Raw genomic sequence first — 24,808 nt, forward strand, 5'->3', positions numbered from 1 at the left:
AGAACATGGTTCGGTCACCTTGAGGCATCCCCAGGGCAAGCAAGCATTCGGTCAAGCAGGAGGCTCACGACATGCGCCAGCACGACAAGCTGTTCATCGGGGGCGAATGGGTGGCCCCGGCGGGCGACGCGACGATAGACGTCATCTCCCCGCACACCGAGGAGGTCGTCGGCCGGGTGCCCGACGGCACGCCCGAGGACGTGGAGCGCGCGGTCGCCGCCGCCAGGCAGGCGTTCGACCACGGACCCTGGCCCCGGATGACCTTCGCCGAGCGGGCCGAGGTGATCGGCAGGCTGGCCGCGATCTACAACGAGCGGCAGGGCGAGATGGCCCGGCTCATCACGGAGGAGATGGGCTCGCCCATCACCTTCTCCAACCTCGCGCAGGCGCCCCAGCCGCTCGGCATGCTGCAGTTCTACGCCGAGCTCGGCAAGACGTTCCAGCAGGAGGAAGAGCGGCCAGGGCTGTTCGGCCCGCTCACCGTACGCAGGGAGCCCGTGGGCGTCGTGGCGGCCGTGGTGCCGTGGAACGTGCCGCAGTTCGTCACGATGACGAAGCTCGCGCCCGCGCTGCTGGCCGGCTGCACGGTCGTGCTCAAACCGGCGCCGGAGACGCCGCTGGACGCGTACCTGCTGGCCGAGTGGGCGGTCGAGGCGGGACTGCCCGCGGGCGTGCTCAACATCGTGCCCGCGGGCCGCGAGACGGGCGAGCACCTGGTCTCGCACGCGGGCGTGGACAAGGTGGCCTTCACCGGCTCGACGGCGGCCGGCCGACGCATCGCGGCCATCTGCGGCGAGCAGCTCAAACGGGTCAGCCTGGAGCTGGGCGGCAAGTCCGCCGCCATCATCCTCGACGACGCCGACCTCGCCGCCGGCATGGGCTTCCTGTCCATGGCCAGCCTCATGAACAACGGCCAGGCGTGCGTGGCCCAGACCCGCATCCTGGCCTCGCGCAACCGTTACGACGAGGTGGTGGACGCCATCGCGAGCATGGTCGGCTCCCAGCCCGTCGGCGACCCCGCCGACCCGGCGACCGGCATCGGCCCGCTGGTGGCCAGGCGGCAGCAGGAACGCGTCGAGGGCTACATCAGGATCGGCATGGAGGAAGGCGCCAAGGTCGTGGTCGGCGGCCTGGAGCGGCCGTACGACCGGGGCTGGTACGTCGCGCCCACCGTCTTCGCCGGCGTCTCCAACGACATGCGCATCGCCCGCGAGGAGATCTTCGGCCCGGTCCTGGCCGTGATCCCGTACGACGACGAGGCCGACGCCGTCCGCATCGCCAACGACAGCGACTACGGCCTGGCCGGCACGGTGTGGACGGCCGACACCGACCACGGCATGGAGGTGGCCCGCCAGGTCCGCACCGGGACGTACGGCGTCAACTGCTACATGCTGGAGACCAACGCGCCCTTCGGCGGCTACAAGGCCAGCGGCATCGGCCGCGAACTCGGCCCGGAGGGGCTCAACGGCTATCTGGAGTACAAGACCATCGCCCGGCTCGGCTGACCGGGCGGAAGGAGGGCCCCGCGGCCGGCCGCGGGGCCCTCGTCGTACGGGATGTGCACCCAGCGCGCCCCCGCAACGCTAGGTGCAGATCCCGCCACTCACAGTGCATACCCCACTCCCCGCGGTGTTCCACCCGATGGAGGCACTGAAAGTGCGGATCGCCTTACCCATGGTGATCCGCCGGCGGCGAGCCACGGTGGGCGACCGCCTGACTACTGAAGTATGTCCCATGGTCGCCGTCATGACGGCTTCCATCCCCAGAGACTTTCTCCCGGCGGTTTTTATCCATCCGCCCTAGGTAGACGTGTATTACTCACGAAAAGTTCGAAGAGATCCATTTGCCAATTTTGCTGATGAGTTCGGGGGTGGCGGCGGTCTCCGCGTGGCCGTACCCCGGCTCGATCCAGAGCTCCTTCGGCTCGCGCGCGCCGTCGTAGAGCTGGTGCGCGTGCTCCACCGGAAAGAACGCGTCGGCCTCGCCGTGGACGATCAGCAGCGGCACCGGCGTGATGAGCCCGGCGGCCTCGTGCGGCGGCATCGGGATCGGGTCCCATGCGCCGGGAGCGATCCTGGTGCGCTTGACCAGCCGGGCAGCCAACCGGCCGGCCCGCCGCTCGATGGCCCAGTGCACCTGCCGCATCGGCCTGGTGCCCCGGTAGTACCACCGGGCCGGGCCGCTCACCGCGACCACCGCGTCCACGCCGCGCCTGAGCCCCGCATGGCGTACGGCCACCGCCGCCCCCATGGAGAAGCCCACGACCGCGATCCTTGAGTAGCCGACCACCCGGGCGTGCCTGACGGCGGCGTCCACGTCGAGGATCTCCGCGTCCCCCACGGTCGTCAGGCCGCCCGAACGGCCGTGGCCGCGGAAGTCGAACGCCACCACGCCGCCGTAGCGGCTCAGCACGTGCACGATGCGGCGGGCGGAGCGCTCACGCCACGAACCGGTGAAGCCGTGCGCCACCACGATCCCGACGTCCAGGGGTCCTGACCGCGCCGGATCGGCCCCGGCGGCGGGCAACCTGGCGGGAGTGTGCGAGGCGTCGATGCGAACCCCGTCCTCGGTCCTCAGCATGACGGGGAAGTTGGGCGCGAAAGGCATGAAGACGAGCTTAGGTTCGCTCCGCGTCCATCCGGTGCCTGGCCGCCCACACCGCGATCTGGGCACGCGAGTCGAAGCCCAGCTTGTCCATGATGTTGGCGACGTGCCTGGCCACGGTCGCCGGGCTGATCACCAGCTCCAGCGCGATGGCACGGTTGCTCATCCCCCGGGTGAGCAGCGCCGCGACCTGCCGCTCCCGGCCGGTCAACCCGTCGTAGCGCAGGCCGGCAGGCGCGGAGGAGCCCGGCGGCCCCGGAACGGCCGCCCAGGCCCGAGCCGAGTCGAGCGCCCGCTCGGCCACCTCCTCGGGCGGCTGCTTCATGCCCTGGGCCCACAGCAGCGCCACCCGGCCCTCGCCGAGCCGCGCGCGGGCGAGAGCCAGCAGCTCCTGGACAGGGCCGGGCGCGCCGAACTGCCCGATGGCCTCGCGCAGCGCGGTGGCGGCCGCCGCGGCCGACACCGCGCCCTCGATGTCGTCCCGCGCCCGGTCCAGCGCGGACAGCGCCATGAGGGCGCGGACGATCCCGCGCCGCTGGCCGGTCCGCAAACCCAGGGCCAGACCGGCGGCCACGTGCTCACCGGCGGTCGCGAAGTCGCGCAGCCCGGCCGCCACCCTCGCGATCTTGGTGTGGCAGCGGGCCACCTCGATCCGGTTGTCCATGTCCGCGAGCAGCGGCAGCGCCGAGGCGTGGTGGAACATGGCCGTCTCCAGGTCACCGGCGGCCTCGGCCACCGCGCCCAGATGGGTCAGCGCCCTGGCCAGGGTCCAGTGGTGACCGGTCTTCCTGGCGATGGCCAGCGCCTCCTCGCCGTAGCGCTGGGCCTGGCGCAGGCGGCCGTGGAAGAGCGCCACGTTCAGCTGGGCGATCCGGACGGTGGCCAGGTTGAACAGGTCGTCGTGGGCGGTGGCCGCGGCCTCCAGCTCGTCCAGGTAGGCCAGGGCCTCCTTGCTCTTCCCCCTGCGGAAGAACACGGTCAGCGCCACGCAGTAGGTGATGCCGAGCCAGTGCGTGTAGGGGTGTCTCTTCTGCTCCTCGACGGCCCGCACGACGAGCTCCTCCGCGCGGGCCAGCTCGTCACCGAGCTCCAGCCCGTACGCCAGGCCGCCGTTGGCCACCGCCACCAGCTCGGGCGGCACCTCCGACAGATCGAGCGCGAGCAACCGCTCGTGCCAGCCGACGCTCTCGCCGAGGTCGCCGCGGACGGCCTGGATCGCCAGGGCCGTGCTCGCCAGCCGCAGCCCGAGCACCGGCTGCTCGGACTCCACCGCCCAGTCGACGGCCGCGCGGCAGTCGTCGAGCAGGGACCGCCCCCTGGTGAACGCCTGCTTGATCGCCTCCCAGGACATCCCGCGGTTGAGAGAGTCGGCGCCGTAGCACTGCTCCAGTTCCTCGCAGATCACGCGCAGGTGCCTGTCGCGCAGGTGCGCGGCCTCGCCCGCCTCCTCCAGGCGCTCTGCGGCGTACTGCTTGATCGTCTCCAGCAGGCGGTAGCGGCCGGCGGCGCCGGGGTGGAGCACCAGCGACTTGTCGACCAGGGCGCTGAGCAGGTCGAGCAGCTCGGCGCCGCGCAGGATGCCGCCGTCCGCGCACACCCGCTCGGCCAGCTCCAGATCGAACAGCCCGGCGAAGACCGACAGCCTGCGCAGCAGCACCCGCTCCCGCGGCGAGAGCAGGTCGTGGCTCCACTCCACGGTGGCGAGGAGCGTGCGCTGCCGCGCGGGGGCGGTACGGTCGCCGGTGGTGAGCAGCCCGAACCCTGTCGCCGACGCGGTCGGCGATCCGGCCGGGGCTCAGCAGGCTGGTACGGGCCGCCGCCAGCTCCAGGGCCAGCGGCAGGCCGTCGAGCGCGCGGCACAGGCGTACGACGTCGTCCATGCTGCCCGGGACCCCGCGCGCGCCGGCGGCCAGCGCCCGCTCCACGAAGAGCAGCACGGACTCGGCGTCCGGGTGGTGGTCGTCGGGCAGTTCGAGCGGCGGCACCCGCCACACCAGCTCGCCGGGGATGCGCAGGGGTTCGCGGCTGGTGATCAGGAACGCCGGCTCGGGGCACTCGGCGATCAGCTCGGCCACCAGCTCGGCGCACCGCTCGACCAGGTGCTCGCAGTTGTCGAGGACGATCAGCGCCCTGGCCGCGCGCAGGCGCACCCGCAGGCCGTCGAGCAGCCTCCCCGGCGTCTCGTCGCGCACGCCGAGCACCTCGGCCAGCTCGTTGACGACGAGCGCCGGCCTGCTGACGCGGGCCAGCTCGACCAGCCACACGCCCCCCGCGAACCCGGGCATCGCCCGCGCGGCGACGCGCAGCGCCAGGCGGGTCTTGCCGATGCCGCCGACGCCACTGAGCGTGATCACGCGTTCCTCGTGGATCAGCGCGCTCAGCTCGGCCACGTCTCGCGCGCGCCCGACGAAGCGGTTGGGCTCCGCGGGAAGGTTGTGCGGGACTTGCGCCGTCATGTGAGGGCCCATGGGGGTCGCGGGAACTGTCCGTCCCGCTCAGTCTCCACTGCTTCGGCGCTCGATGCGATCACTTTGCGTGCAGAAATCACGACGGATCGGATAGGGAGGTAGGGCGCCCAGGTCTGCGACGCCCATCACGATCCGTACGCGCGTCTCGTCCGCCGCCTCCAGCGCCCGCGGCACCTCGGAGATCATCACCCGGGCGCCGGTCGCGCGGATGCGGCTCCTGAGGGTGTCGACGTCGAGATCGGCCGGCAGCGGGCAGGCGACGCCGCCCGCGGCGATCACCGCGTCCGTCGCGATCATCAGGTCGGCCCCGACGGGCAGGCAGATGAGCACGGCGTCACCCGCGCGAACGCCTCTGCGCCGCAACTGGACGGTCGCCATGGCGGACCTCTCGTCCAGTTGCTCCTCGGTGAGCGCCAGGCCGGTGCCCAGGTCCACCATGACGATGCGCTCCTCCATGGGGCCAACGGTAGGGAGGGCGTCTCGTGCGGGCATGGGGCGGAATATGCAGATCCCTATGCAGAAGCCCTGGGGTGTTCCGCGGCCCACACCGCGATCTGCGCCCGCGAGGTGTAGCCGAGCTTCTCCATGATGTTCGCGATGTGGCGCGCCACCGTCGCGGGGCTGATCACCAGCTCCTCCGCGATGGCCCGGTTGGACAGGCCGCGGGTGAGCAGCCCGGCGACCTCCTGCTCGCGCGCGGTCAGCAGCGAGTGCCTGACGGGCCCGGTCACCACGGGCGTCCCGGCCGCCAGCAGTTCGCTCTCCAGCACGTGGCGCGCGGCGTCGTCGGGGTGCATCGCCCGGCCCCGCGACCACAGCGAGGTGGTGCGGCCCTCCCCCAACCGGGCCCTGGCCCGGCCGAGCAGCTCCTCGATCCGCGTCGTGGCCGGGTACCGGCCGATCGAGGCGCGCAGCGTGGCCGCCGCGGCCGCGGCCAGCACCGCGCCGGCGAGATCGCCCTCGCACTCCGCCAGCACCGACAGCCCGGCCAGGCACCGGGCCATGTCCTGGCGCTGCCCCGCCGCCCCGGCCAGCGCTCGGCTCGCCGCCAGCCGCTCCCTGGCGACGCCGAACTCGCGCGACATCGCCGCCACCCTGCCGATCCTGGCCAGGCAGCGCGCCAGCTCCAGGTCGTCGCCCAGCTCCCGCAACCACGGAACGGCCAGCTCGTAGCGGGACCTGGCCGTCACCAGGTCGCCGCGGGCCTCGGCCACCGAGCCGAGCTGGGCGGCCGTCCGCGCCATGATCCAGCGGTGACCGTGCTCGCGCGCCCGCGCGAGCGCCTCCTCGCCGTGCCGCTCCGCCTCCCGCAGCCGGCCACGCGTCAGGGCCACCGCCGACAGCCCGGCCAGCCCGGCCGCCTGGTTCCAGGCGTCGCCGGACCGGGTGGCGAGGGCCAGGCACTCCTGGGCGTGCGGCAGCGCCTCGTCGGGCCTGCCCATGCGCAACAACACCACGGCCATGACACTGTGCACGGCGCACCGGGTGAACACGTCGCCCGGCGGCAACCGGGCCAGGCTCCGCCCGGCCACCTCCAGCGAGCGGTCCAGCTCGTCGCGCGCCTCCAGCCCGTACGCGAGGCAGGCCTCGGCCCGCGCGATCCGCCCGCCGGGCACCTCCGACAGGTCGAGGGCGAGCAGCCGCTCCGTCCAGGCGACGATCTCCGACGGGTTGCCGCCGACGGGCAGCAGCGCCGTGCCGGCGGCACACAGCCGCAGGCCCAGCGCCGGGTTGCCGGACTCGGCGGCCCAGCCGAGCGCGACCCGCTGGTCGTCGGCGAGGATCCGGCTCGTGGTCAGCGCCTCCAGCCGGCCCTCCCAGGGCACCCCCGGCTCGACCAGCTCGGTGGCGAAATGGTGTTCCTGCAGCTCGCAGAGCGCGCCGAGGTGCCGCTCGCGCAGGATCTCCCGCTCGCCCGCCGTGTCGAGGCGCCCGGCGGCGTACCGCTTGATGGTCTCGAGCAGCCAGTAGCGTGCGCGGCCCTCGTCGCAGAGCACGAGCGACTTGTCGACCAGGCCGCCGAGCAGGTCGACGATCTCCGCCTCGGAGATCGGCGGTTCGGCGCAGACCTGCTCGGCCAGGTCGAGGTCGAACGCGCCGGCGAACACCGCCAGCCTGCGCAGCAACACCTGCTCCTTCGCGGAGAGCAGGTCGTGGCTCCACTCGACGGCGCGGAGGAGCGTGCGCTGCCTGGCGGGAGCCGTGCGGCCGCCGGTCGTCAGCAGCGCGAACCTGTCGTCGACGCGGTCGGCTATCTGCCCGGGGCTGAGCAGGCTCGTACGGGCCGCCGCCAGCTCGATGGCCAGCGGCAGCCCGTCGAGCGCCCGGCACAGGCGCGCCACGTCGGGCATGCTGCCGGGGCCCAGCCGCGTGCCCGCGGCGGCCGCGCGGTCGAGGAACAACCGCACCGACTCGGCGTCGGGACGGCCCGTGACGGGCGGCAGTTCGAGCGGCGGCACCCGCCAGACCAGCTCGCTGGCGATGCGCAGCGGCTCCCTGCTGGTCGCCATGACGTTCAGCGGCGGGCAGGCCGCGATCAGCGCCGCGACCACTTCCGCGCACCGTTCGACCAGGTGCTCGCAGTTGTCGAGCAGCAGCAGGCAGGGTTGACCGCGCAGCCTGGCCACCACCGTGTCGAGCAGCGGGCGGCCGGCCTCATCGCGCACGCCGAGCACGCCGGCGAGCTCCCGCTCCACGAGCTCGGGACGGCCGACCCCGGCCAGCTCCGCGAGCCAGACGCCGCCCGGATAGGAGGGCAGCAGCCCGGCGGCCACCCGCACCGCGAGCCGGGTCTTGCCGATGCCGCCGACCCCGCACAGCGTCACCACCCGCGTCTCGCCCATCAGCCGGCGCAGGTCGCCGACGTCGCGTTCGCGGCCCACGAACCGGTTGGGCTCGGCGGGAAGGTTGTGCCGGGGCAGCTCAGACATGTGGTCACCCGCGCATCGCAGAAGGATCACACTCTCCGACAGTGTCGCACTTTCCCCGCCAGGAGACCCGCGCATCAGACGCGCGCGCTCATGTTGCTCCAGCCGGCCAGGGACACGGCGGCGCCCGTCGGGATCACAGGCCGAGCGAGCTCACGACCGTCCGTTCGTCGACGACGCGCAGCGCGGGATTGCCGAGCAGCCTCCTCGCCAGGTCGTAGGGTGCGACGACGACGTTCGCCCCCCGCTCCTGGGCGAGCACGCGGCAGCCGACCAGGCTCGGCTCGTGGGCGACCACGACGTGGGCACCGGACATCATGGCCAGGTCGATCACCCGCAGCACCCTGAACGGATCGTTGACCGCGCTGATCAGGACGTCGTCCTTGGAGATGGCCACCCGCGCGGCGAGCCTGCGCAGGTCGCCTGCCAGCTCGTCGTGGTCGAACACGCGCCGGCCGTCGAACGTGAGCGCCGGGCCCGCCAGCGGCCCGAACTCCACCCCGCGCTCGTCGAGCAGCTCGGAGAACGGCTCGGCACCCTCGACCGGGTAGAAGGAGTAGACCTGCTCGACCTGCGTGGCGGCGGGATCGTAGTGGCGCTGGGTGATCAACATGCGGGCGGAGCCGGAGGCCGCGAGCACCGCGACGCCGCCCGCCCAGGCGACGGCGTGGATCGCGACCGGCAGCGTCGCGCCGGGCGGGACGTTGACGATGACCCTCTCGCCGTAGCCCAGACCCCGGCGGCGCAGGCCCGCCGCGCCACGGGTGACCCGTCTGACGAAGGTCGCGTACGACAGCAGCTCGCCTGTCCGGACATCGCTCACCGCCGGCCGTTCGCCCCGTGTCGGCGCCGCGGCCATCACCAGCTCTGTCCAGGTCATGCCGTTAATGTAGGGACCCTGGCCAAGATTGCCATGCGCACAATTGTGCAACCGGCTATGTACGTAGGCCCCCGCCGTCGTCCCGCTCGCGCTCGCCATCAGAGGGGATCAATTAGACTTGGTAGGTCGCGACTTCGCGCGGCCGCCTCCACGACACAGAGCGAGACCTCTCATGCCTTTGAACAGCCGCGAAGACCTGCGGAACATCGCGATCATCGCGCACGTCGACCATGGCAAGACCACGCTGGTCGACGCCATGCTCTGGCAGTCCGGGGCCTTCCGCGCCAACCAGGACGTCGACGACCGCGTCATGGACTCCAACGACCTCGAGCGCGAGAAGGGCATCACCATTCTCGCGAAGAACACCGCGGTCAAGCACGGCGGCATGACCATCAACATCATCGACACCCCCGGCCACGCCGACTTCGGCGGCGAGGTCGAGCGCGGGCTCTCGATGGTCGACGGGGTCGTGCTGCTGGTCGACGCCTCCGAGGGCCCGCTGCCGCAGACCCGCTTCGTGCTGCGCAAGGCGCTGTCGGCGAAGATGCCGGTCATCCTGTGCATCAACAAGGTCGACCGCCCCGACGCCCGCATCAAAGAGGTCGTCGACGAGGTCTATGAGCTCTTCATGGATCTCGACGCCACCGAGGAGCAGATCGACTTCCCGATCGTCTACGCCTCGGCCAAGGCGGGCAGGGCCTCCATGGAGCGCCCCGACGACGGCGGCATGCCCGACTCGGGAGACCTCGAGCCGCTGTTCGACATCATCAAGTCGACCATCCCGGCGCCGACCTACGACCCGAGCGCGCCGCTCCAGGCCCACGTCACCAACCTCGACGCCTCCTCCTATCTCGGCCGCATCGCGCTGTGCCGCATCCACCAGGGCGTCATGCGCAAGGGCCAGCAGGTGGCCTGGTGCCGCACCGACGGCACGATTCAGCGCGTGAAGATCACCGAGCTGCTCATGACCGAGGCCCTGGAGCGCAAGGCGGCCGAGCAGGCGGGCCCCGGCGACATCATCGCCATCGCCGGCATCCCCGAGATCATGATCGGCGAGACGCTGGCCGACCCCGACGACCCGCGCCCGCTGCCGCTCATCACGGTCGACGAGCCGGCCATCTCGATGACCATCGGCACCAACACCTCGCCCCTCGTGGGCAAGGTCAAGGGCTCCAAGGTCACCGCGCGCATGGTGAAAGACCGACTCGAGAAGGAGCTGGTCGGCAACGTGTCGCTGCGGGTGCTGCCCACCGAGCGGCCCGACGCCTGGGAGGTGCAGGGCCGCGGCGAGCTGGCGCTGGCCATCCTGGTCGAGCAGATGCGCCGCGAGGGCTACGAGCTCACCGTCGGCAAGCCGCAGGTGGTCACCAAAGAGATCGACGGCAAGGTGCACGAGCCCGTCGAGCGCCTCACGGTCGACTGCCCGGAAGAATACCTCGGCGCGGTCACGCAGCTCCTGGCGGTGCGCAAGGGCCGCATGGAGCACATGACCAACCACGGCACCGGCTGGATCCGCATGGAGTTCGTGGTCCCGGCGCGCGGCCTGATCGGCTTCCGCACGGAGTTCCTCACCGAGACCCGCGGCACGGGCCTGGTCCACCACGTCTTCGACTCCTACGAGCCCTGGTTCGGCGAGCTGCGCACCCGCAACAACGGGTCGCTGGTGGCCGACAGGTCCGGCCCGGTGACCGCGTTCGCGATGCTCAACCTGCAGGAGCGCGGCACGCTGTTCGTCTCGCCGACGACCGAGGTCTACGAAGGCATGATCATCGGCGAGAACTCCCGGTCCGACGACATGGACGTCAACATCACCAAGGAGAAGAAGCTCACCAACATGCGCTCCTCCACCAGCGAGGAGACGGAGAAGCTGATCCCGCCGCGCGTGCTCTCCCTGGAGCAGGCGCTCGAGTTCATCCGCGAGGACGAATGCGTGGAGATCACTCCTGACGCCGTGCGCATCCGCAAGGTGGTGCTCGACGCCGCGACCCGCGGCCGCGCGGCGGCCCGCGCCAAGCGCGCCTGACCCACCGGCTGACCCACCGCGCCTGACCCACCGCGCCTGGCGGCCTACGGCAGCCAGGCCGGTGGGGCGCGGCCTCCTGCTCCGGCGGCCAGGTCAGCGGGGCGGCAGCTCGCTGCCTCTCACGTGGGTGCAGAGCCACTCGACCAGGGGCCCGAAGTCGCGCCACGTGCGCGCCACCTGCTCGCGCACCTGCGGCGTGTGCACCCACGGCGCCGGCTCGAACCGTTTCCCCGCGTGGAGCGACCTGTGCCGCAGCAGCTCGATGCGGGGGTGGCCGGTGTCGAAGCCGCGCGGCCTGGTCTTGAGCCGCTCGCCGTGGAGCGTGTAGCCGGCCGCCTCCAGCGAGTCGATGATCGACTCCAGCGGCTTGCCCGACAGGTCTTCGTCGACGGCCGCGCGATAGCGGGCGACCTGGTCGGGGGCCTTCGTGTAGACGCCGCCCGCGGTGAACAGCCCGGCCGCGCTCAGCTCCACGTAGAGCCCGATGCCCGGCATCAGGTCGACGAACGCGCCCTGATGCGTCTTGTACGGCGACTTGTCCTTGGCGAAGCGCACGTCACGATAGGGCCGGAAGAGCTGCGCGGGCCCGAACTCCGTGGCCAGCTCGTCGGCGAGCGCGAGCATCGGCTCCCGCACGGCCTCCTCGTAGAGCTGTTTGTGCCGGCCGAAGTAGGTCTTCGAGTTGTCAGCCTCGAGCCCTTCGTAGAACAGGAACGCCTCGTCGGGAAAGCCGGTGAACCCCATGTGGACCAGCCTGCCACGCGGCCGGGCCGCCCCGGGTCACCGCCTCATGTACTTCCTCCCCGGCGTGGGGCTCCGGTGGCCGTACAGCTCTGAGACCGTGACGAACGTGAAGCCCCTTCTCGCGAGCGCGTCGAGCAGGGCGGGCACGGCCTTCACGGTGGTGCGGTGGATGTCGTGCATGAGGATGATCGAGCCGGGTGTGGCCCGGCCGGCCCGCCGGGCCACGATTTCGGGCGTCCGGTCCCGCCAGTCGAAGGTGTCGACGTTCCACAGGATCTGGGCCATGCCCGCGCGGCGTGCCTCGGCCGCGACGTGCCGGTCCGTCAGCCCGTACGGCGGCCGCATCACCCGCATCCTGACCCCGGTGAGCCGGCGCACGAGGCGGCCGGTGTGCCGCAGCTCCCGGTGGAGCTCCTTCCGCGTCAGCTCGGACAGCGCCCGGTGGCTCCAGGAGTGGTTGCCGAGCTCGTGCCCGTCGGCCGCGATACGCTGCACGGCTCGCCCGCCGCCGGCCGCCACCATCTCCCCGACCACGAAGAACGTCGCCCTGACGTGGCGCTCGTCCAGCACGTCGAGCAGCTGGTCCGTGTGCTCGCCCGGCCCGTCGTCGAAGGTCAGGGCCACGCACTTGGCCGAGGCGCAGTCGACGTGGCGCGGCCAGTCGGCCTGCATCGACTCCAGCCGCCTGGCCAGAACGGAGCGCTCGACCGGCGGCGGCTGGACGGGCACGATCGGGAGCGCCGGAGGATGGGGGTGCACCACCACCTGGGTGGCGAAGCTGACCAGAGCCAACAGGGCCAGCGGCAGAGCCCACCCGCGCATGCGTCCCCCCGAAACACCGCGTACGGGGGCTACGGATAGTCCTGGGCCGGTTTCCCCCGCAGTTCCCTGACCAGGTCATCCCACCAGGGTGGGATATCGGCCCGCAGTTCTTCGGAGCGGCGCGCCACGCGCATGGCACATCCGGCCGGATCCGTACCCAGATGCCGACGTTTCACCGGCCCTTCCTGCCAACGGTAAAAGCCGTCCCTGTAGCGCACGACCAGGCCTATCCACACCGAGACGGTCGCATCGTCGCCCACGTCGTACGCGCTGGTGACGCCCAGACCGTGGAGCTCCGCCTGGAGCTTCTCCGTCGCCGCTCGGGCCTCACTCACCCGCCACCCCCTGCCGACGTTCTGCACACATCAGTGATGTACCCAGACAACGGGTGCCAGCCGCTTATAAGGGATATCTCCGTCATTGGTCGGGTGTCTCGCGGGGCTCGGCGACCACCATGACGAACCTGAGCTGCTCCTTGCCGTTGTTCGCGTAGCGGTGGGGACGGTCGGCGGTGAAGAGCACCGCGTCGTCCCTGCCGATGGTGTGGCTTTTGCCGTAGACGGTGATCGTCAGCTCGCCGTCGAGCACCGTGAGCATCTCGCGGGTGCCGGGCGGGTGGGCGTCGCCGTCGTGGTGCTCGCCAGGGGCCAGCCGCCAGTCCCACAACTCCAGGATCATCGGCACGTCCGCGCCCACGAGCAGGCGGGCCTGCACGTCGCCCTGGCGGAACGTGACGACGTCGGCCTTGTCGATGACGCGCACCATGGGCACGTCGGCGACCTCGACGAGTCGGGCCACTGTGACGCCCAGGGCGGAGGCGATCCTGGTGAGCGTGGAGACGCTCGGGTTGGTCCGACCCTGCTCCACCTGGACGAGCATCCCCCTGCTCACCCCCGACCTGGCGGCCAGCGCGTCGAGCGTCAGCCCGCGGTGGGAGCGCTGGGCCCGGACGTTGTTGGCGATGGCCTGGGTGATCAGCTCGGGGTCCTCCATGGAGTGCAGTGTAGTGAAAACCTATTGCACTGTGCTGAACCTAATATGTTGTACTAAGCGTGCAGTTTGTTGGACTGGACGGAGTGCGACATGACGGTGATCCTGGCGGCCGCCTGCGCGGTGGTCTACGGCACGGCCGACTTCTTCGGCGGCCTGGCCACCAGACGAACCCAGGTGCTCTCGGTCGTCGTGCTGTCGCAGATCGCCGGCCTGGGGCTGATCCTGGCCCTTCTGCCGCTGCTGCCCGGCGCGTTCAGCGACACGGCGCTGTCATGGGGGCTGGCCGCGGGCATGTCGGGGGCGGCCGGGCTGGTGCTGTTCTACCGGGCGCTGGCCACGGGCGTCATGTCGGTGGTCGCGCCGACGACCGCGGTCACCTCGGCCGCGCTGCCCGTGGTGTTCGGGCTGGCGACCGGCGAGCGGCCGGCGTTCTGGGCACTGGTCGGGGTGGCGCTGGCGCTGGGCTCCGTGCTGCTGGTCAGCCAGGACAGCTCAGGCGGCGGACACGGCTCCGTCGCCTCGGTGGCGGCGGCGCTGGCCGCGGGCGCCGGGTTCGGCGGCTTCTTCGTCCTGCTCTCCATGGCCTCCCACGAGTCCGGCCTGTGGCCGCTGGTCGGCGCCAGGCTCTCGTCGGTGACCGTGGTGGCCCTGCTCGCCCTGGTCACCCGGAGGACGCTCAGACCGCGGCCGGGGTCACTGCACATCATCGTCGCCGCCGGCGTGCTGGACATGACGGCGAACGTGCTCTTCCTGCTCGCCCAGCAGGACGGCCTGCTCAGCCTCGTCGCCGTGCTCGTCTCGCTCTACCCGGCCAGCACCCTTCTGCTGGCCCGCCACGTGCTCGGCGAGCGGCTGCGGGCCGTCCAGATGACCGGCGTGGCCTGCGCGCTCGGGGCGGTGGCGCTGATAGCCGTTGCACAGCATCCCTAGCCTTGCTACGTTTCGCCCGTGCGCCCTGATCGGGCACGTTCCGGTGACGAGCCGTTGAGGCACGTCGCGGTGCCGTACGGCTCGGACGAGGCGTTCGTGAGCCTGACCGTCCCGCGCGTGCGCGCGGCGCTGGGCGAGGGCAGGCGGGTCCTGGTGATCACCGGGCCGGCCAAGCTCCGCCTGCTGGCCGACGCCCTGGGCCGCGACGCCGGGCGCGTCGACCTCCGCGACTCCGTGTCCTGGTACACCCACCCCTACCGAACCCTGGCCGGCCTGCACGACTACACGCGCGGCCCTCGCACGTTCATCGTGGGCGAGCCCGTCTGGGAGGGCAGGAGCGAGCGCGAGGTCAGGGAGCTCATCCGTTACGAGTCCGTCATCAACGCCGCGCTCCGCGCGCGGCCGGCGATCCTGTGGTGCCTCTACGACGTCCGCCACGTGCCCGCTGGCGTGCTCGACCACACCCATGTCACCCATCCCCTGCTGCTCGGCCCCGGTGGCGAGGCGGCCTGCGCCCGCTTCGTCGAGCCGCACGACCTGGTGCTGGACACCGATCGCGCGCCCCTGCCCGAGCCGGGCGGCGACGCCAAGACGTTCGACTTCACCGCGCGCGAGCTGAAGCGGCTGCGCCGCAGCGTCGGCGACTACGCCAGGGCGGCCGGCATGGACGGCGACCTCGTCCCGTCACTCGTGCTCAGCGCGTCGGAGATCGCGGCCAACAGCATCGAGCACGGCGCAGGCCACGGCACGATCACGATGTGGGTGGACGACGAGGAGCTCGTGTGCGAGATCGCCGACCCTGGCGGCGCGCTCCACGATCCCCTGCCCGGCTACATACCACCGGAGCCCGGATCCCCCAGGGGATACGGGCTCTGGATCAGCCGGCAACTGTGCGATCTCGTCGAGTTGCGCGCCGAGGACGGCCTGTTGCGCGTCCGCCTCCGTCTCGCCATGGGACCGTAGGCGCGCGCCGGAGCCGTGGCTCTGAGCTAGGCGGCGCTCTGTGCGGGGACGCGTACGGCACCCTCTTCGCGGGCGTATCCCTCCAGCATGCCGCGCAGCTGGCGGCGGCCTCGGTGGAGGCGCGACATCACGGTGCCGATCGGGGTGCCCATGCGCTCAGCGATCTCCTTGTACGCGAAGCCCTCGACGTCGGCCAGGTAGACGGCCACGCGGAAGTCCTCGGGCAGGCTGCGCAGGGCGTTCATCACGATGTTGTCGGGGAGCCGGTCGAGCGCCTCGTTCTCGGCGGAACGCAGCCCGGTCGAGGAGTGGGACTCGGCGGCGTGCAGCTGCCAGTCCTCGATGTCCTCGGCCGCGGACAGCTTGGGAGAGCGCTGCTTCTTGCGGTAGTCGTTGATGAAGTTGTTGGTGAGGATCCGGTGCAACCACGCCTTGAGGTTGGTGCCCTCGCGGAACTGGTGGTAGGACGTGTACGCCTTCGCCACCGTCTCCTGCACGAGGTCCTCCGCGTCGGCGGTGTTGCGGGTCAGGCGCATGGCGGAGGCGAACAGCTGCGACGTCACGGGCACGACGTCCCGTTCGAACCAGTCCTGACGCTGCTCATCGGTCATAGTGATCAAATCAATCCCCCTTGCGCTATCCCCCGTTTCGGCACAAGCCGCCTGACAGCGGTTCCATCATCGCAAGCACCAGGTAAGGGGCGCGTTAGTGCGGTTCCGCCTTGGTCAGAAGGGGTCTTCGTCCATCTGCTCGCGGCGTGCGTGGTCACGTCCACGGCCGGACAAGTCTCATTATCATAACACTACCCACCCATTTTCACAGTAAGAGTGGCAAGAGTCACATGGGATAGCGTATAGGCATGAGTCTCGTCGGCCGTCATGTCCCTGGCAGCCGCCGCTGGGTGGCCGACGCCATGCACCAGGTCGATGCCGACCGTTGCCGTGACACACATCTGCACGTCTTTCCGCTGCCCTCGGGCCGGGGTGTAAACCTTTCCTTGAAAGACGAGCCGATGCGGCCGGGAGTTCACTCGAACATCGAACTAGTTCGAACCGGGTCGTTGCCTGCCGTCCACGAATTGGCCGGATCGGGCCGGCCACGGCCGTCGCCGGGCACCTGACAGCCCCGAGTTGGTGCACAACGACAGCGCCGGGCCGGCTATTCCCCGACCTCCATGGGCGTCAGGAGGCGGGTCTGGCGGGATCGACGGCGAAGAACTTCGCCACGTCGTCCAGCATGGCGTGCGCGCCCTGGATGCCCACGGCGCTCATCCAGGTCAGGTCGCTGACCTCGTGCTTGTCACCCTTGAGCTTGCCCCAGAGCGGGTTGTTGACGAACTTCTCCTTGGGCCCCTCAGACGACGGATCCGGATATGTCGCGACGAAGATCTGGTCGGCGTCCAGCTCCGCGATCCGCTCCTGGCTGACGTCCACGGCGATGGCGTCCTTCGCGGCCGGCTGGCCCTCAGGGCGGGGGAAGCCGACGTCCTTCATGACCACGCCGGAGTAGGAGTTCTCCACGTAGAGCCGGGTCGTCGGCTCGCCGGCGAAGCGCACGACGGAGATCGTCGGCAGCTCGCCGTCCTTCTTCTTGATCGCCTCGCCGATCGCGGCGGCCCTCTCCTCGTACTCCTTGATCCTGGTGTCGGCGAGTGCCTCCTTGCCCAGGGCCTGGCCCATGAGGCGGAGGTTGTCCTTCCAGATGGCCCCGGTGGTCTCGCTGAAGACCGTGGGCGCGATCTTGGAGAGCTTGTCGTACAGCGCCTCGTGGCGGACCTTGGCCGAGACGATCAGGTCGGGCTTGAGCGCGATGATCTTCTCCAGGCTCGGCTGCTCCAGCGTTCCGACCGGAGCGGCCCGCTTGCCGTACCGCTCGGCGACGGCCCCGAGATAGCCGGGGAGCTCGGTGTCGATCGAGCGGTAGGTGGTGTAGCCCACCACCGGCGTCTCCAGGGTGAGCACCGCGTCGACGAAACTCTGGTCGAGCGCCACCACCCGCTTCGGCTGCTCCGGGATCACCGTCTCGCCCATGACGTGCTTGACGGTCCTGAAGGGGGCGCTCAGCGAGGGGGCGTCGGCGGTCTCCGCGGAACCGCAGGCGGCGAGCCCCACCACGAGGACGGCGCAGACCAACGCGCGCAACGGTCTCATCAGCACCCTTTCGGTCAAGATAAGGCAAACCTAATTTAGGTTAGCCCTGCCTAAGCTGGCATACTGCACCGGGATCCGGCAAACATCGAGGAGGGCGCGGGTGAGCGCAACGGCCGTCGCCCCCGGGCTTCGTGGCGTCCGCCACCGGCGGCTCACGGTCCTGATCGTGCTGGTCGCCTCCGTGCTCGTCGCCGTGGTGCTGAGCGTCACCGTCGGCTCCAAGTCCGTGCCGGTCACCGACGCCTGGCACGCGCTCACCGCGCCGACCGGCACCGAGAACGACATCGTCATCCGCGCGCTGCGCGTCCCCAGGACGGTGCTCGGCGTGCTCGCCGGAGTCGCCCTCGGCGTGGCCGGCGCGCTCATGCAGGGCCACACCCGCAACCCGCTCGCCGACCCCGGCCTGCTCGGCGTCACGCAGGGGGCGGCGTTCGCGATGGTGTCCTCGATCGTGCTGCTCGGCGTCTCCAGCCTGCTCGGCTACATCTGGTTCGGCCTGGCGGGGGCGCTGGTCGCCAGCGTCGCGGTGTTCGCGCTCGGCATGACGGGCGGCAAGGGCAGCCCGACCCCGGTCACGCTGGCGCTCGCGGGCACCGCCGTGAGCGCCTTCCTCTACGCGCTGACCTCGGCCATCGTGCTGCTGGACGAGCAGGCGATGGACGTGTTCCGCTTCTGGCAGGCGGGCTCCATCGCGGCCCGCGGCGCCGACGTCGTCTGGCAGGTGCTGCCGTTCATCCTGGTGGGCCTCGTGCTGGCGGCGGTCAACGCCCCCGGGCTCAACGCCCTCTCGCTCGGCGAGGACGTCGCGCGGAGCCTCGGCCAGAACATCCCCGTGACCCGCGCCGTCGGCGTCGCCGCCGTCACCCTGCTGTCGGGCGCGTCGGTCGCCGCCTGCGGCTCGCTGGCGTTCGTCGGGCTCATCGTGCCCCACCTGATCCGTCCGCTGTCGGGCACCGACCACCGGTGGCTGCTGCCGTACTCCGGGCTCGTCGGCGCGGCGCTGCTGCTGCTCGCCGACGTGATCGGACGCGTGGTCGCCCCGCCGGGAGAGCTGGAGGTCGGTGTGGTGCTCGCGCTGCTCGGGGCGCCGTTCTTCGTCGCCCTCGTACGGCGCAGGAAGCCGGTGCGCCTGTGACCGCCCTCCCCTTGCGCGTCGCCGGCCTGTCCTGGCAGGTGCGCCCGCGCGGCGTCGTGCTCACCCTGGCCGGGCTGGTCCTGCTCGCCCTGCTCATGGGCCTGAACATGCGCATCGGCGACATCGAGATGAGCCTCGCCGACGTGGTCGCCGGCACGTTCGACGCCGGCAACGCGGGCCACTTCGTCATCATGGAACTGCGCCTGCCGCGCGCGCTCACCGGCGCCCTCGTCGGCGCGGCGCTCGCGCTGTCCGGGGCGATCATCCAGTCCATCGCCCGCAACCCCCTGGCCAGCCCCGAGATTCTCGGCGTCACCACCGGCGCCTCCGTCACGGTCGTGGCCGGCGTGGTGGCCAGCGGCAGCGTCTACGGCGGCGTGAGCGGCCTGCTGTCCACCCTCGGCATCCCCGCGCTCGCCCTGCTCGGCGGCCTGCTCGGCGCCGCCGTCGTCTACGGGCTGGCCTGGCGGCGGGGCCTGGACGGCTACCGCCTGGTGCTGGTCGGCATCGGCGTGGCCGCCGTGTTCACCAACATCAAGTTCTGGCTCCTCACGGTCGGCGACGTCAACGACACCAGCCGCGCCATGATCTGGATCAGCGGCTCGCTCAACGGCCGGGGCTGGGAGCACGTGACGCCCACGGCGCTGGCCCTGGCCGTGCTGGTGCCGCTGACCCTGCTCGGCACCCGCTCGCTCGACGCCCTGCGCTTCGGCGACGACACCGTCACCGCCCTCGGCGTCCGCATGAATCCGGCCCGCGCCCTGCTGATCCTCGCCGCCGTGCTGCTGGCGGCCGTGGCCACCGCCTCCGCCGGCCCGATCGCGTTCGTGGCCCTCGCCTCGCCGCAGATCGCGCTCAGGCTGGTCCGGTCAAGACGGCCGCCCCTGTTGTGCTCGGCGGTCATCGGCGGCGTGCTCACCACGGGCGCCGACCTGATCGCGCGCACCGCGTTCTCCCCGCTCGAGCTGCCCGTCGGCATCGTCACCGCCGTGCTGGGCGCGCCCTACCTGATCCATCTGATCTGGAGGTCACGCAAGTGAGACTGCAGGCCGCCGACGTCAGGCTCGGGTACGGCGAGCGCGTCATCGTCGACGGGCTCGACCTCGGCATCGAGGCGGGCACCGTGACCGCCATCATCGGCCCGAACGGCTGTGGCAAGTCCACCCTGCTGCGCGCGCTCGGCCGCCTGCTCAAACCGCAGGGCGGTGAGGTACTGCTCGACGGCAAGCGCATCGACAAGCTCCCCACCCGGGAGGTCGCCAAGATCCTCGGCATGCTTCCCCAGGCGCCCGTCGCCCCCGAAGGCCTGACCGTGGCCGACCTGGTGGCCAGGGGGCGGCATCCGCACCAGACGTGGTATCGGCAGTGGTCCTCCGACGACGAGGGCGCGGTCACCGCGGCGCTGGACATGACGGGCCTCGCCGACCTGGCCGAACGGCCGCTGGACGAGTTGTCGGGCGGGCAACGGCAGCGGGCGTGGATCTCCATGGCCCTGGCCCAGGGCACCGACCTGCTGCTGCTCGACGAACCCACGACCTTCCTCGATCTCGCCCACCAGGTGGAGGTGCTGGAGCTCGTACGCCACCTGCACCAGCGGGCCGGACGCACGGTCGTCATGGTCCTGCACGACCTCAACCTGGCCGCCCGCTACGCCGACCGGCTCGTGGCCATGCGCGCCGGGCAGGTGATCGCCTCGGGCGCCCCGCACGACGTGCTGACCGAGGAACTGCTGCGCGAGGTGTTCGAGCTGGACGCCAAGGTCATCGAGGATCCGGTGGCCGGGACTCCCCTGGTGGTGCCGATCGGCCCGCGTGCCCGTCCCGCAGAGCGGGAAGCCTGAGCCGGCCCAGCGGCGTGTGCGCCACGACCGCGGCGATGGCCAGCCAGCTCACACCAGCGACGGCCATCAGCGCGTACGCGTTGCGCGTCTCCGACTCGAACACGCCCGTGGCCAGCGACGCGAGCGGGATGGACAGAAAGGCGATCATCCTGGCCGTGCCGAGCACCCGTCCGAGCAGATGGTCGGGGACGAGCAGCTGGCGCGCGGTCGCGATGGCCACGATCGACGTCCCCGCCGCGGCGAACTGCCCCAGCCAGGCGAGCCCGATCGGCACAGGGCCGCGCGCCACGATCATGGCCAGCATCGACAGGCCGCCCGCGGCGACGGCCAGGCAGATCACCGGTCCCGGCGGATACCTGCGCAGCAACCGGCTGCCGAGCGCTGCCCCGAGCACCGCGCCCACCCCCTGGAAGGCGTAGACGACGCCGATCTCCCCCGGGCTGAACCCGTGGTACGAGCTGAGGTAGTAGACGAGCCCGGCCAGCAGCAGCCAGACCCCGAAGTTGCACGCCGCGGTCGCGAGCGCGGTGGTGAGCACCACCTTGTCGCCACGGAACAGGAAGCTGAGGCCCTCTCCGATGTCCGCGAGCACGGACCGGCCTCGTTTCGTCAGCGGGCCCCGCGCCGCCCTGACGGGCCAGATCAGCAGGGCCGACAGCAGGAACGTGCCCGCGTCCACGTAGATCGCTGCCTGGTGGCCGAGACCCACGACGAGCGCGCCGCCGATCACGGGGCCGACCATGTTCACCGCGTGCTCGCCCATGTGGAGCCGCGCGTTCGCCTGCGGCAGCCGCTCCACCGGGACCAGCGAGGGCACCATCGAGCGGAACGCGGGCTGGTAGAGGGGATCGACGCAGGCCAGCAGGAACGCCACCGCGTAGATCGCCCAGACCTGCCGCACGCCGGCCGTCACGATCACCGCGAGCAGCACGGTGACCGCGCCCGACGTCAGGTCGCCGATCACGAGCACGCGCCGCCGGTCGACCCGGTCCGCGAGCGCCCCGCCTACCATGCCGAGCGCGACGTACGGCAGGTATTCCATGGCGTACACGAGCCCGGTGCCGAGCGCCGAGCCGGTCAGGTCGTAGACCAGGAGCGGCAGGGCCAGCCGGTAGATCCAGGTGCCGAGCGAGGAGGCGAGGAAGGCGCTGAGCAGGAGCCAGTAGCGCCGTCCCATGGGCTCAGACCTCGCTGAGAGCCTGCCCGATGTCGCCGTCGCCGGGTGCCAGGACCGCGGCCCTGAGAAGGTCGTGGCGGGCTTCGCCCGGGTGTCCCGCGGCCCGGTGCACCACCGCCCTGTTGAACAGCAGCTCGGCCGTCTCCGCACGCTTGAGCGCGCTCGTCAGGTCGGCCAGGGCCGCGCCGTGGTCGCCGAGCTCGAAGGCCAGCTCGGCCCGCCCCGCCCAGGCCGCGACCAGATCGGGGGCGAGCTCCAGGGCCCGGTCGAAGGCGGCGCGCGCCTCCGGGTGGCGCTGCTCGGCCAGCTCGACCTGGCCGAGCACGCACAGCAGGTGCGGGTCACGCGGCGCGAGCCGCAGCCCTCGCTCGACGTCCTGCCGGGCCTCGGTGTACGCGCCGGCCGCCGAGCTCAGCCCGGACCTGTTCACGTACGCGGGCGCGAACTCCGGGTCGAGCTCCAGCGTGTGATCCAGGTCGGCGCGGGCACCCGCGAGGTCGCCCGCCGCGTAACGCAGCTCGGACCGGTTGTAGTACGCCTCGGGGAAGGGCGGGCTGAGGCGCATGACGCTCTCGTAGTCGGCCAGCGCCTCGTCGTCGCGGCCCAGCTTGTGCAGCAGGTTGCCCCGGTCGAGGTAGTAGTCGGGATAGCCGGGATCGGCCTCGATGGCCCGCGTGTAGTCGGCCAGCGACTCCTCCGCCCGGCCCGTCATGGCCAGGAGCTGGGCCCGGTTGGCGCGGAGCACGAGCTTGTGGATCGGATGCTCGGCCGGCAGGTCGGCCTCGGCCAGGTCGATGGCCTGCCGCACCAGCTCCATCGCGGCGGCCGGGCGGCCCCTGCGCACCTCGACCAGGGCTTTGCCGTTGAGGTCGAAGCCGAGGTGGAAGGCCCGCTCCCTGGGGTCGGGCAGCAGCGACGTGATCGTGATCGCCTCGTTGATCCAGGCCAGCGCCTCCTCGGGGTCGCGCCGGGCGGGGTCGTGGTGGCGTACGAGGATCATGGCGGTGGCGTAGGCGATGGTGGCGCGATGTTTGGGGTCGGTGCTCTCGCGTCTGGCGCGGTCGTAGAGCTCGCGGGCTTCGTCCTCGCGCTCGATGGCCTCCAGCGAGGCGGCCACGCGCTGCAGGAGCTGCCGCCACCGCCCCGGGTCGGCGTCGTACGCCATGCCGCGCAGCGCCTCCAGGCCCGACTCGGCCATCGCGTGGTGGAAACCCTCGTCGCGGTAGCGGTCGAAGTCGCCCGGCAGCGCCCTTGTCGGGGGTGCGGTCGACGGTGCCTGCGGGCCCTCGTCGATCCGCAGCAGGCCGGGGTCGAGCCGGCGCCGCAGCACGGCGACGAGCTCGGTGTCGGTGTGGTCGGCGGCGTCGAGGTTGGCCACGGTCACGGCGAGCGGGCCAGCGCGGTGGAGGTGGTCACGGACGAACTCGGCCAGCCCGTTGGCGATCCTGAGGCTGCGCCGGGCGGCGGGGATGAGGATGCGCTGCGCGGGGGGGAGGTCGTCGGCCAGCGAGCGCCTGCGCGCCGGGACGACGTCGCGGAGTTTCGGCCCGGCCGTCCGGATCTCGATGTCATGCGCGGCGACCAGCTCGGGATGCCGCGCCAGGGCGGCCGGGACGAGATGGCCGAGCAGCCCGGCGGCGAGCGTGTAAGGGCCGCCGATGCGGCGGTCCGCGTCCAGCATGATCGTGTCCACACGACCCCATTCCGTGCTCAGGCGGGGCCGGCGCCCTCGATCAGGCGCCGGCCGGGGTGGGTCAGGTGCCGTGCCTCGGCGCTGCCGCGGCGGTCGGCTTCACGGTCCCTGGCCGGTGAACAACGATCTTCTTCATGATGCCCCTTCGTCGTTGAATGGAACCGAGCATTCAGCTTGATGACCGGTCAATGTCAGCACACGGAAAAGACATCAATCAATGGTTATCTGGTAATGCATATTTCAGGACTAATTACGGCCAAGCCGGAAATTGTCCTCAGTCGCCGAGAATCGCGTCCACGAAAACCTCGGGATCGAACGGCGCCAGGTCGTCGGGCCCCTCGCCCAGCCCCACGAGCTTGACCGGCACCCCCAGCTCCCGCTGCACCGAGATCACGATGCCGCCCTTGGCCGTGCCGTCGAGCTTGGTCAGCGCGATGCCGGTGATGTTGACCACCTCGGCGAACACCTGGGCCTGGCGCATGCCGTTCTGGCCGGTGGTGGCGTCGAGGACGAGCAGCACCTCGTCGACCGTGGCCTTCTTCTCGATGACCCGCTTCACCTTGCCCAGCTCGTCCATGAGGCCGGTCTTGGTGTGCAGGCGGCCGGCGGTGTCGACGATGACGACGTCGACCTTCTCCTCCGTGCCCTTGGCGACCGCGTCGAAGGCCACGGAGGCCGGGTCGCCGCCCTCGGGGCCGCGCACCGTGTCGGCGCCGACCCGCTCGCCCCAGGTCTGCAGCTGGTCGGCGGCGGCCGCCCGGAAGGTGTCGGCCGCGCCGAGCACGACCTTCTTGCCGTCGCCGACGAGCGAGCGCGCGAGCTTGCCGGTGGTGGTGGTCTTGCCGGTGCCGTTGACGCCCACGACGAGCACCACCGCGGGCCGTTCGCCGTGTTTGCGCACGTGCAGCGTGCGGTCGAGATCGGGGCCGACCTGCGCGAGCAGCTGCTCGCGCAGCAGGCCGCGCACCTCCTCGGGCGTGCGGCTGCCCAGCACCTTGACCTTGGTGCGCAGCTCCTCGACCATGACCTGGGTCGGCGCGACGCCCACGTCGGCCGTGATCAGGCTCTCCTCGATCGCGTCCCACACGTCGTCGTCGAGCCGGTCGCGGGAGAGCAGCTCCAGCAGCCCGCGGCCCAGAGCGCTCTGCGAGCGCGCCAGCCGCGAGCGCAGCCGCACCATCCGGCCCGCGGACGGCGGCGGCACCTCGACCTCGGGCTCCACCACGACCGGCTCGGCCGGCTTGGCCGGAGGCGGCAGCGTGGTGGTCGCCCCCTCGCCCTCCTCGCCCGCCCCCGCGGGCCGCTTCTCCTCGGGAAGCACGGGAGACTCGGGCGGCTTGACCGGCGGAGGCGCTTTTCGGCCCGGCCGGAAGAGCAGGAACAGACCGCCGACCGCCAGCAGGGCGACGACGGCCACGATCACGATGACGCCGAGGTAACCATCCACAAGATGTCAGTT

At 71.6% G+C, this 24,808-nt stretch carries 22 protein-coding genes; 8 read left to right on the plus strand and 14 right to left on the minus strand.

Translation table 11 applies throughout. The features are described from left to right. The first annotated feature begins 71 nt into the window (after positions 1-71). The gene (locus ABGB14_RS20005) at positions 72-1,505 is read left to right on the plus strand and encodes an aldehyde dehydrogenase (protein ID WP_347645246.1); all 1,434 of its coding nucleotides are present in this window, start codon (positions 72-74) and stop codon (positions 1,503-1,505) included. Between the two features lie 313 nt (positions 1,506-1,818). Here the strand turns inward: ABGB14_RS20005 and ABGB14_RS20010 are convergent, their stop codons facing one another. After that, on the minus strand, positions 1,819-2,607 hold the full coding sequence (locus ABGB14_RS20010) for an alpha/beta fold hydrolase (RefSeq protein WP_347645247.1): 789 nt from the start codon (positions 2,605-2,607) through the stop codon (positions 1,819-1,821). A 10-nt stretch (positions 2,608-2,617) separates the two neighbouring features. Beyond that, entirely contained in the window at positions 2,618-4,300 is a 1,683-nt protein-coding gene (locus ABGB14_RS20015; RefSeq protein ID WP_347645248.1) for a LuxR C-terminal-related transcriptional regulator, read from the minus strand. A 49-nt stretch (positions 4,301-4,349) separates the two neighbouring features. Here ABGB14_RS20015 and ABGB14_RS20020 point away from each other — a divergent pair, with 49 nt between their 5' ends. Then, positions 4,350-5,174 carry a hypothetical protein gene (locus tag ABGB14_RS20020; protein ID WP_347645250.1) on the plus strand — a complete coding sequence of 275 codons (825 nt, stop codon included), beginning with the start codon at positions 4,350-4,352 and terminating at the stop codon, positions 5,172-5,174. On the opposite strand, the gene ABGB14_RS20025 is transcribed toward ABGB14_RS20020, so the two are convergent. The 3 genes from ABGB14_RS20025 to ABGB14_RS20035 all read right to left on the minus strand — a co-directional run bounded on the left by ABGB14_RS20025 (position 5,100) and on the right by ABGB14_RS20035 (position 8,879). Then, entirely contained in the window at positions 5,100-5,528 is a 429-nt protein-coding gene (locus tag ABGB14_RS20025) for an AMP-binding protein (RefSeq protein WP_347645252.1), read from the minus strand. The two genes, ABGB14_RS20020 and ABGB14_RS20025, sit on opposite strands and share 75 nt — an antisense overlap. Positions 5,529-5,584: 56 nt before the next feature. Next, complete coding sequence (locus ABGB14_RS20030; RefSeq protein ID WP_347645253.1) at positions 5,585-8,002, minus strand: LuxR C-terminal-related transcriptional regulator; 2,418 nt, start codon at positions 8,000-8,002, stop codon at positions 5,585-5,587. Positions 8,003-8,135: 133 nt separating this feature from the next. Beyond that, complete coding sequence (locus ABGB14_RS20035; protein WP_347645255.1) at positions 8,136-8,879, minus strand: AMP-binding protein; 744 nt, start codon at positions 8,877-8,879, stop codon at positions 8,136-8,138. Positions 8,880-9,051: 172 nt separating this feature from the next. On the opposite strand from ABGB14_RS20035, the gene typA reads away from it, so the two are divergent. Beyond that, positions 9,052-10,902 (plus strand): translational GTPase TypA, encoded by a 1,851-nt coding sequence (gene typA / locus ABGB14_RS20040; RefSeq protein ID WP_347645257.1) that lies wholly within the window; start codon positions 9,052-9,054, stop codon positions 10,900-10,902. 93 nt (positions 10,903-10,995) lie between these two features. On the opposite strand, the gene ABGB14_RS20045 is transcribed toward typA, so the two are convergent. The 4 genes from ABGB14_RS20045 to ABGB14_RS20060 form a co-directional block, all read right to left on the minus strand. After that, positions 10,996-11,646 (minus strand): DUF2461 domain-containing protein, encoded by a 651-nt coding sequence (locus ABGB14_RS20045; RefSeq protein ID WP_347645259.1) that lies wholly within the window; start codon positions 11,644-11,646, stop codon positions 10,996-10,998. Between the two features lie 36 nt (positions 11,647-11,682). Continuing rightward, the gene (locus ABGB14_RS20050; protein WP_347645261.1) at positions 11,683-12,468 is read right to left on the minus strand and encodes a polysaccharide deacetylase family protein; all 786 of its coding nucleotides are present in this window, start codon (positions 12,466-12,468) and stop codon (positions 11,683-11,685) included. Positions 12,469-12,497: 29 nt separating this feature from the next. Beyond that, positions 12,498-12,803, minus strand: a complete 306-nt coding sequence (locus tag ABGB14_RS20055) for a hypothetical protein (protein WP_347645263.1) — start codon at positions 12,801-12,803, stop codon at positions 12,498-12,500. Between the two features lie 82 nt (positions 12,804-12,885). Further along, positions 12,886-13,461, minus strand: a complete 576-nt coding sequence (locus ABGB14_RS20060; protein WP_347645264.1) for an XRE family transcriptional regulator — start codon at positions 13,459-13,461, stop codon at positions 12,886-12,888. Positions 13,462-13,551: 90 nt separating this feature from the next. On the opposite strand from ABGB14_RS20060, the gene ABGB14_RS20065 reads away from it, so the two are divergent. Further along, positions 13,552-14,391 carry a DMT family transporter gene (locus ABGB14_RS20065; protein WP_347645265.1) on the plus strand — a complete coding sequence of 280 codons (840 nt, stop codon included), beginning with the start codon at positions 13,552-13,554 and terminating at the stop codon, positions 14,389-14,391. Positions 14,392-14,409: 18 nt separating this feature from the next. Beyond that, complete coding sequence (locus ABGB14_RS20070; RefSeq protein WP_347645267.1) at positions 14,410-15,354, plus strand: sensor histidine kinase; 945 nt, start codon at positions 14,410-14,412, stop codon at positions 15,352-15,354. Between the two features lie 26 nt (positions 15,355-15,380). Here the strand turns inward: ABGB14_RS20070 and ABGB14_RS20075 are convergent, their stop codons facing one another. Together ABGB14_RS20075 and ABGB14_RS20080 are read right to left on the minus strand one after the other, a co-directional pair. After that, positions 15,381-15,965 (minus strand): sigma-70 family RNA polymerase sigma factor, encoded by a 585-nt coding sequence (locus tag ABGB14_RS20075; RefSeq protein ID WP_347645269.1) that lies wholly within the window; start codon positions 15,963-15,965, stop codon positions 15,381-15,383. 570 nt (positions 15,966-16,535) lie between these two features. Next, on the minus strand, positions 16,536-17,504 hold the full coding sequence (locus ABGB14_RS20080) for an iron-siderophore ABC transporter substrate-binding protein (protein WP_347645271.1): 969 nt from the start codon (positions 17,502-17,504) through the stop codon (positions 16,536-16,538). A gap of 100 nt (positions 17,505-17,604) precedes the next feature. Between ABGB14_RS20080 and ABGB14_RS20085 the strand changes: the two genes are divergently transcribed. The 3 genes from ABGB14_RS20085 to ABGB14_RS20095 are packed head-to-tail and all read left to right on the plus strand — an operon-like array spanning position 17,605 to position 20,479. Beyond that, entirely contained in the window at positions 17,605-18,639 is a 1,035-nt protein-coding gene (locus ABGB14_RS20085; protein WP_347645272.1) for an iron ABC transporter permease, read from the plus strand. Next, positions 18,636-19,679 (plus strand): iron chelate uptake ABC transporter family permease subunit, encoded by a 1,044-nt coding sequence (locus ABGB14_RS20090; RefSeq protein ID WP_347645274.1) that lies wholly within the window; start codon positions 18,636-18,638, stop codon positions 19,677-19,679. The genes ABGB14_RS20085 and ABGB14_RS20090 overlap by 4 nt, the downstream gene beginning before the upstream one ends. Then, the gene (locus ABGB14_RS20095; protein ID WP_347645276.1) at positions 19,676-20,479 is read left to right on the plus strand and encodes an ABC transporter ATP-binding protein; all 804 of its coding nucleotides are present in this window, start codon (positions 19,676-19,678) and stop codon (positions 20,477-20,479) included. Before ABGB14_RS20090 ends, ABGB14_RS20095 begins: the two co-directional genes overlap by 4 nt. Here ABGB14_RS20095 and ABGB14_RS20100 read toward each other — a convergent pair. The 3 genes from ABGB14_RS20100 to ftsY form a co-directional block, all read right to left on the minus strand. Beyond that, a complete protein-coding gene (locus tag ABGB14_RS20100; protein WP_347645277.1) occupies positions 20,400-21,656 on the minus strand; it encodes an MFS transporter in 1,257 nt (418 codons plus the stop codon). The two genes, ABGB14_RS20095 and ABGB14_RS20100, sit on opposite strands and share 80 nt — an antisense overlap. A gap of 4 nt (positions 21,657-21,660) precedes the next feature. Beyond that, positions 21,661-23,349 (minus strand): tetratricopeptide repeat protein, encoded by a 1,689-nt coding sequence (locus tag ABGB14_RS20105; RefSeq protein ID WP_347645278.1) that lies wholly within the window; start codon positions 23,347-23,349, stop codon positions 21,661-21,663. A 274-nt stretch (positions 23,350-23,623) separates the two neighbouring features. Beyond that, positions 23,624-24,796: a signal recognition particle-docking protein FtsY gene (gene ftsY, locus ABGB14_RS20110; protein ID WP_347645280.1), complete on the minus strand. Its 1,173-nt coding sequence runs from the start codon at positions 24,794-24,796 to the stop codon at positions 23,624-23,626. Between the last annotated feature and the right edge of the window lie 12 nt (positions 24,797-24,808).

The sequence above is a fragment of the Nonomuraea sp. B10E15 genome (genome assembly GCF_039871615.1).
GTDB lineage: Bacteria > Actinomycetota > Actinomycetes > Streptosporangiales > Streptosporangiaceae > Nonomuraea.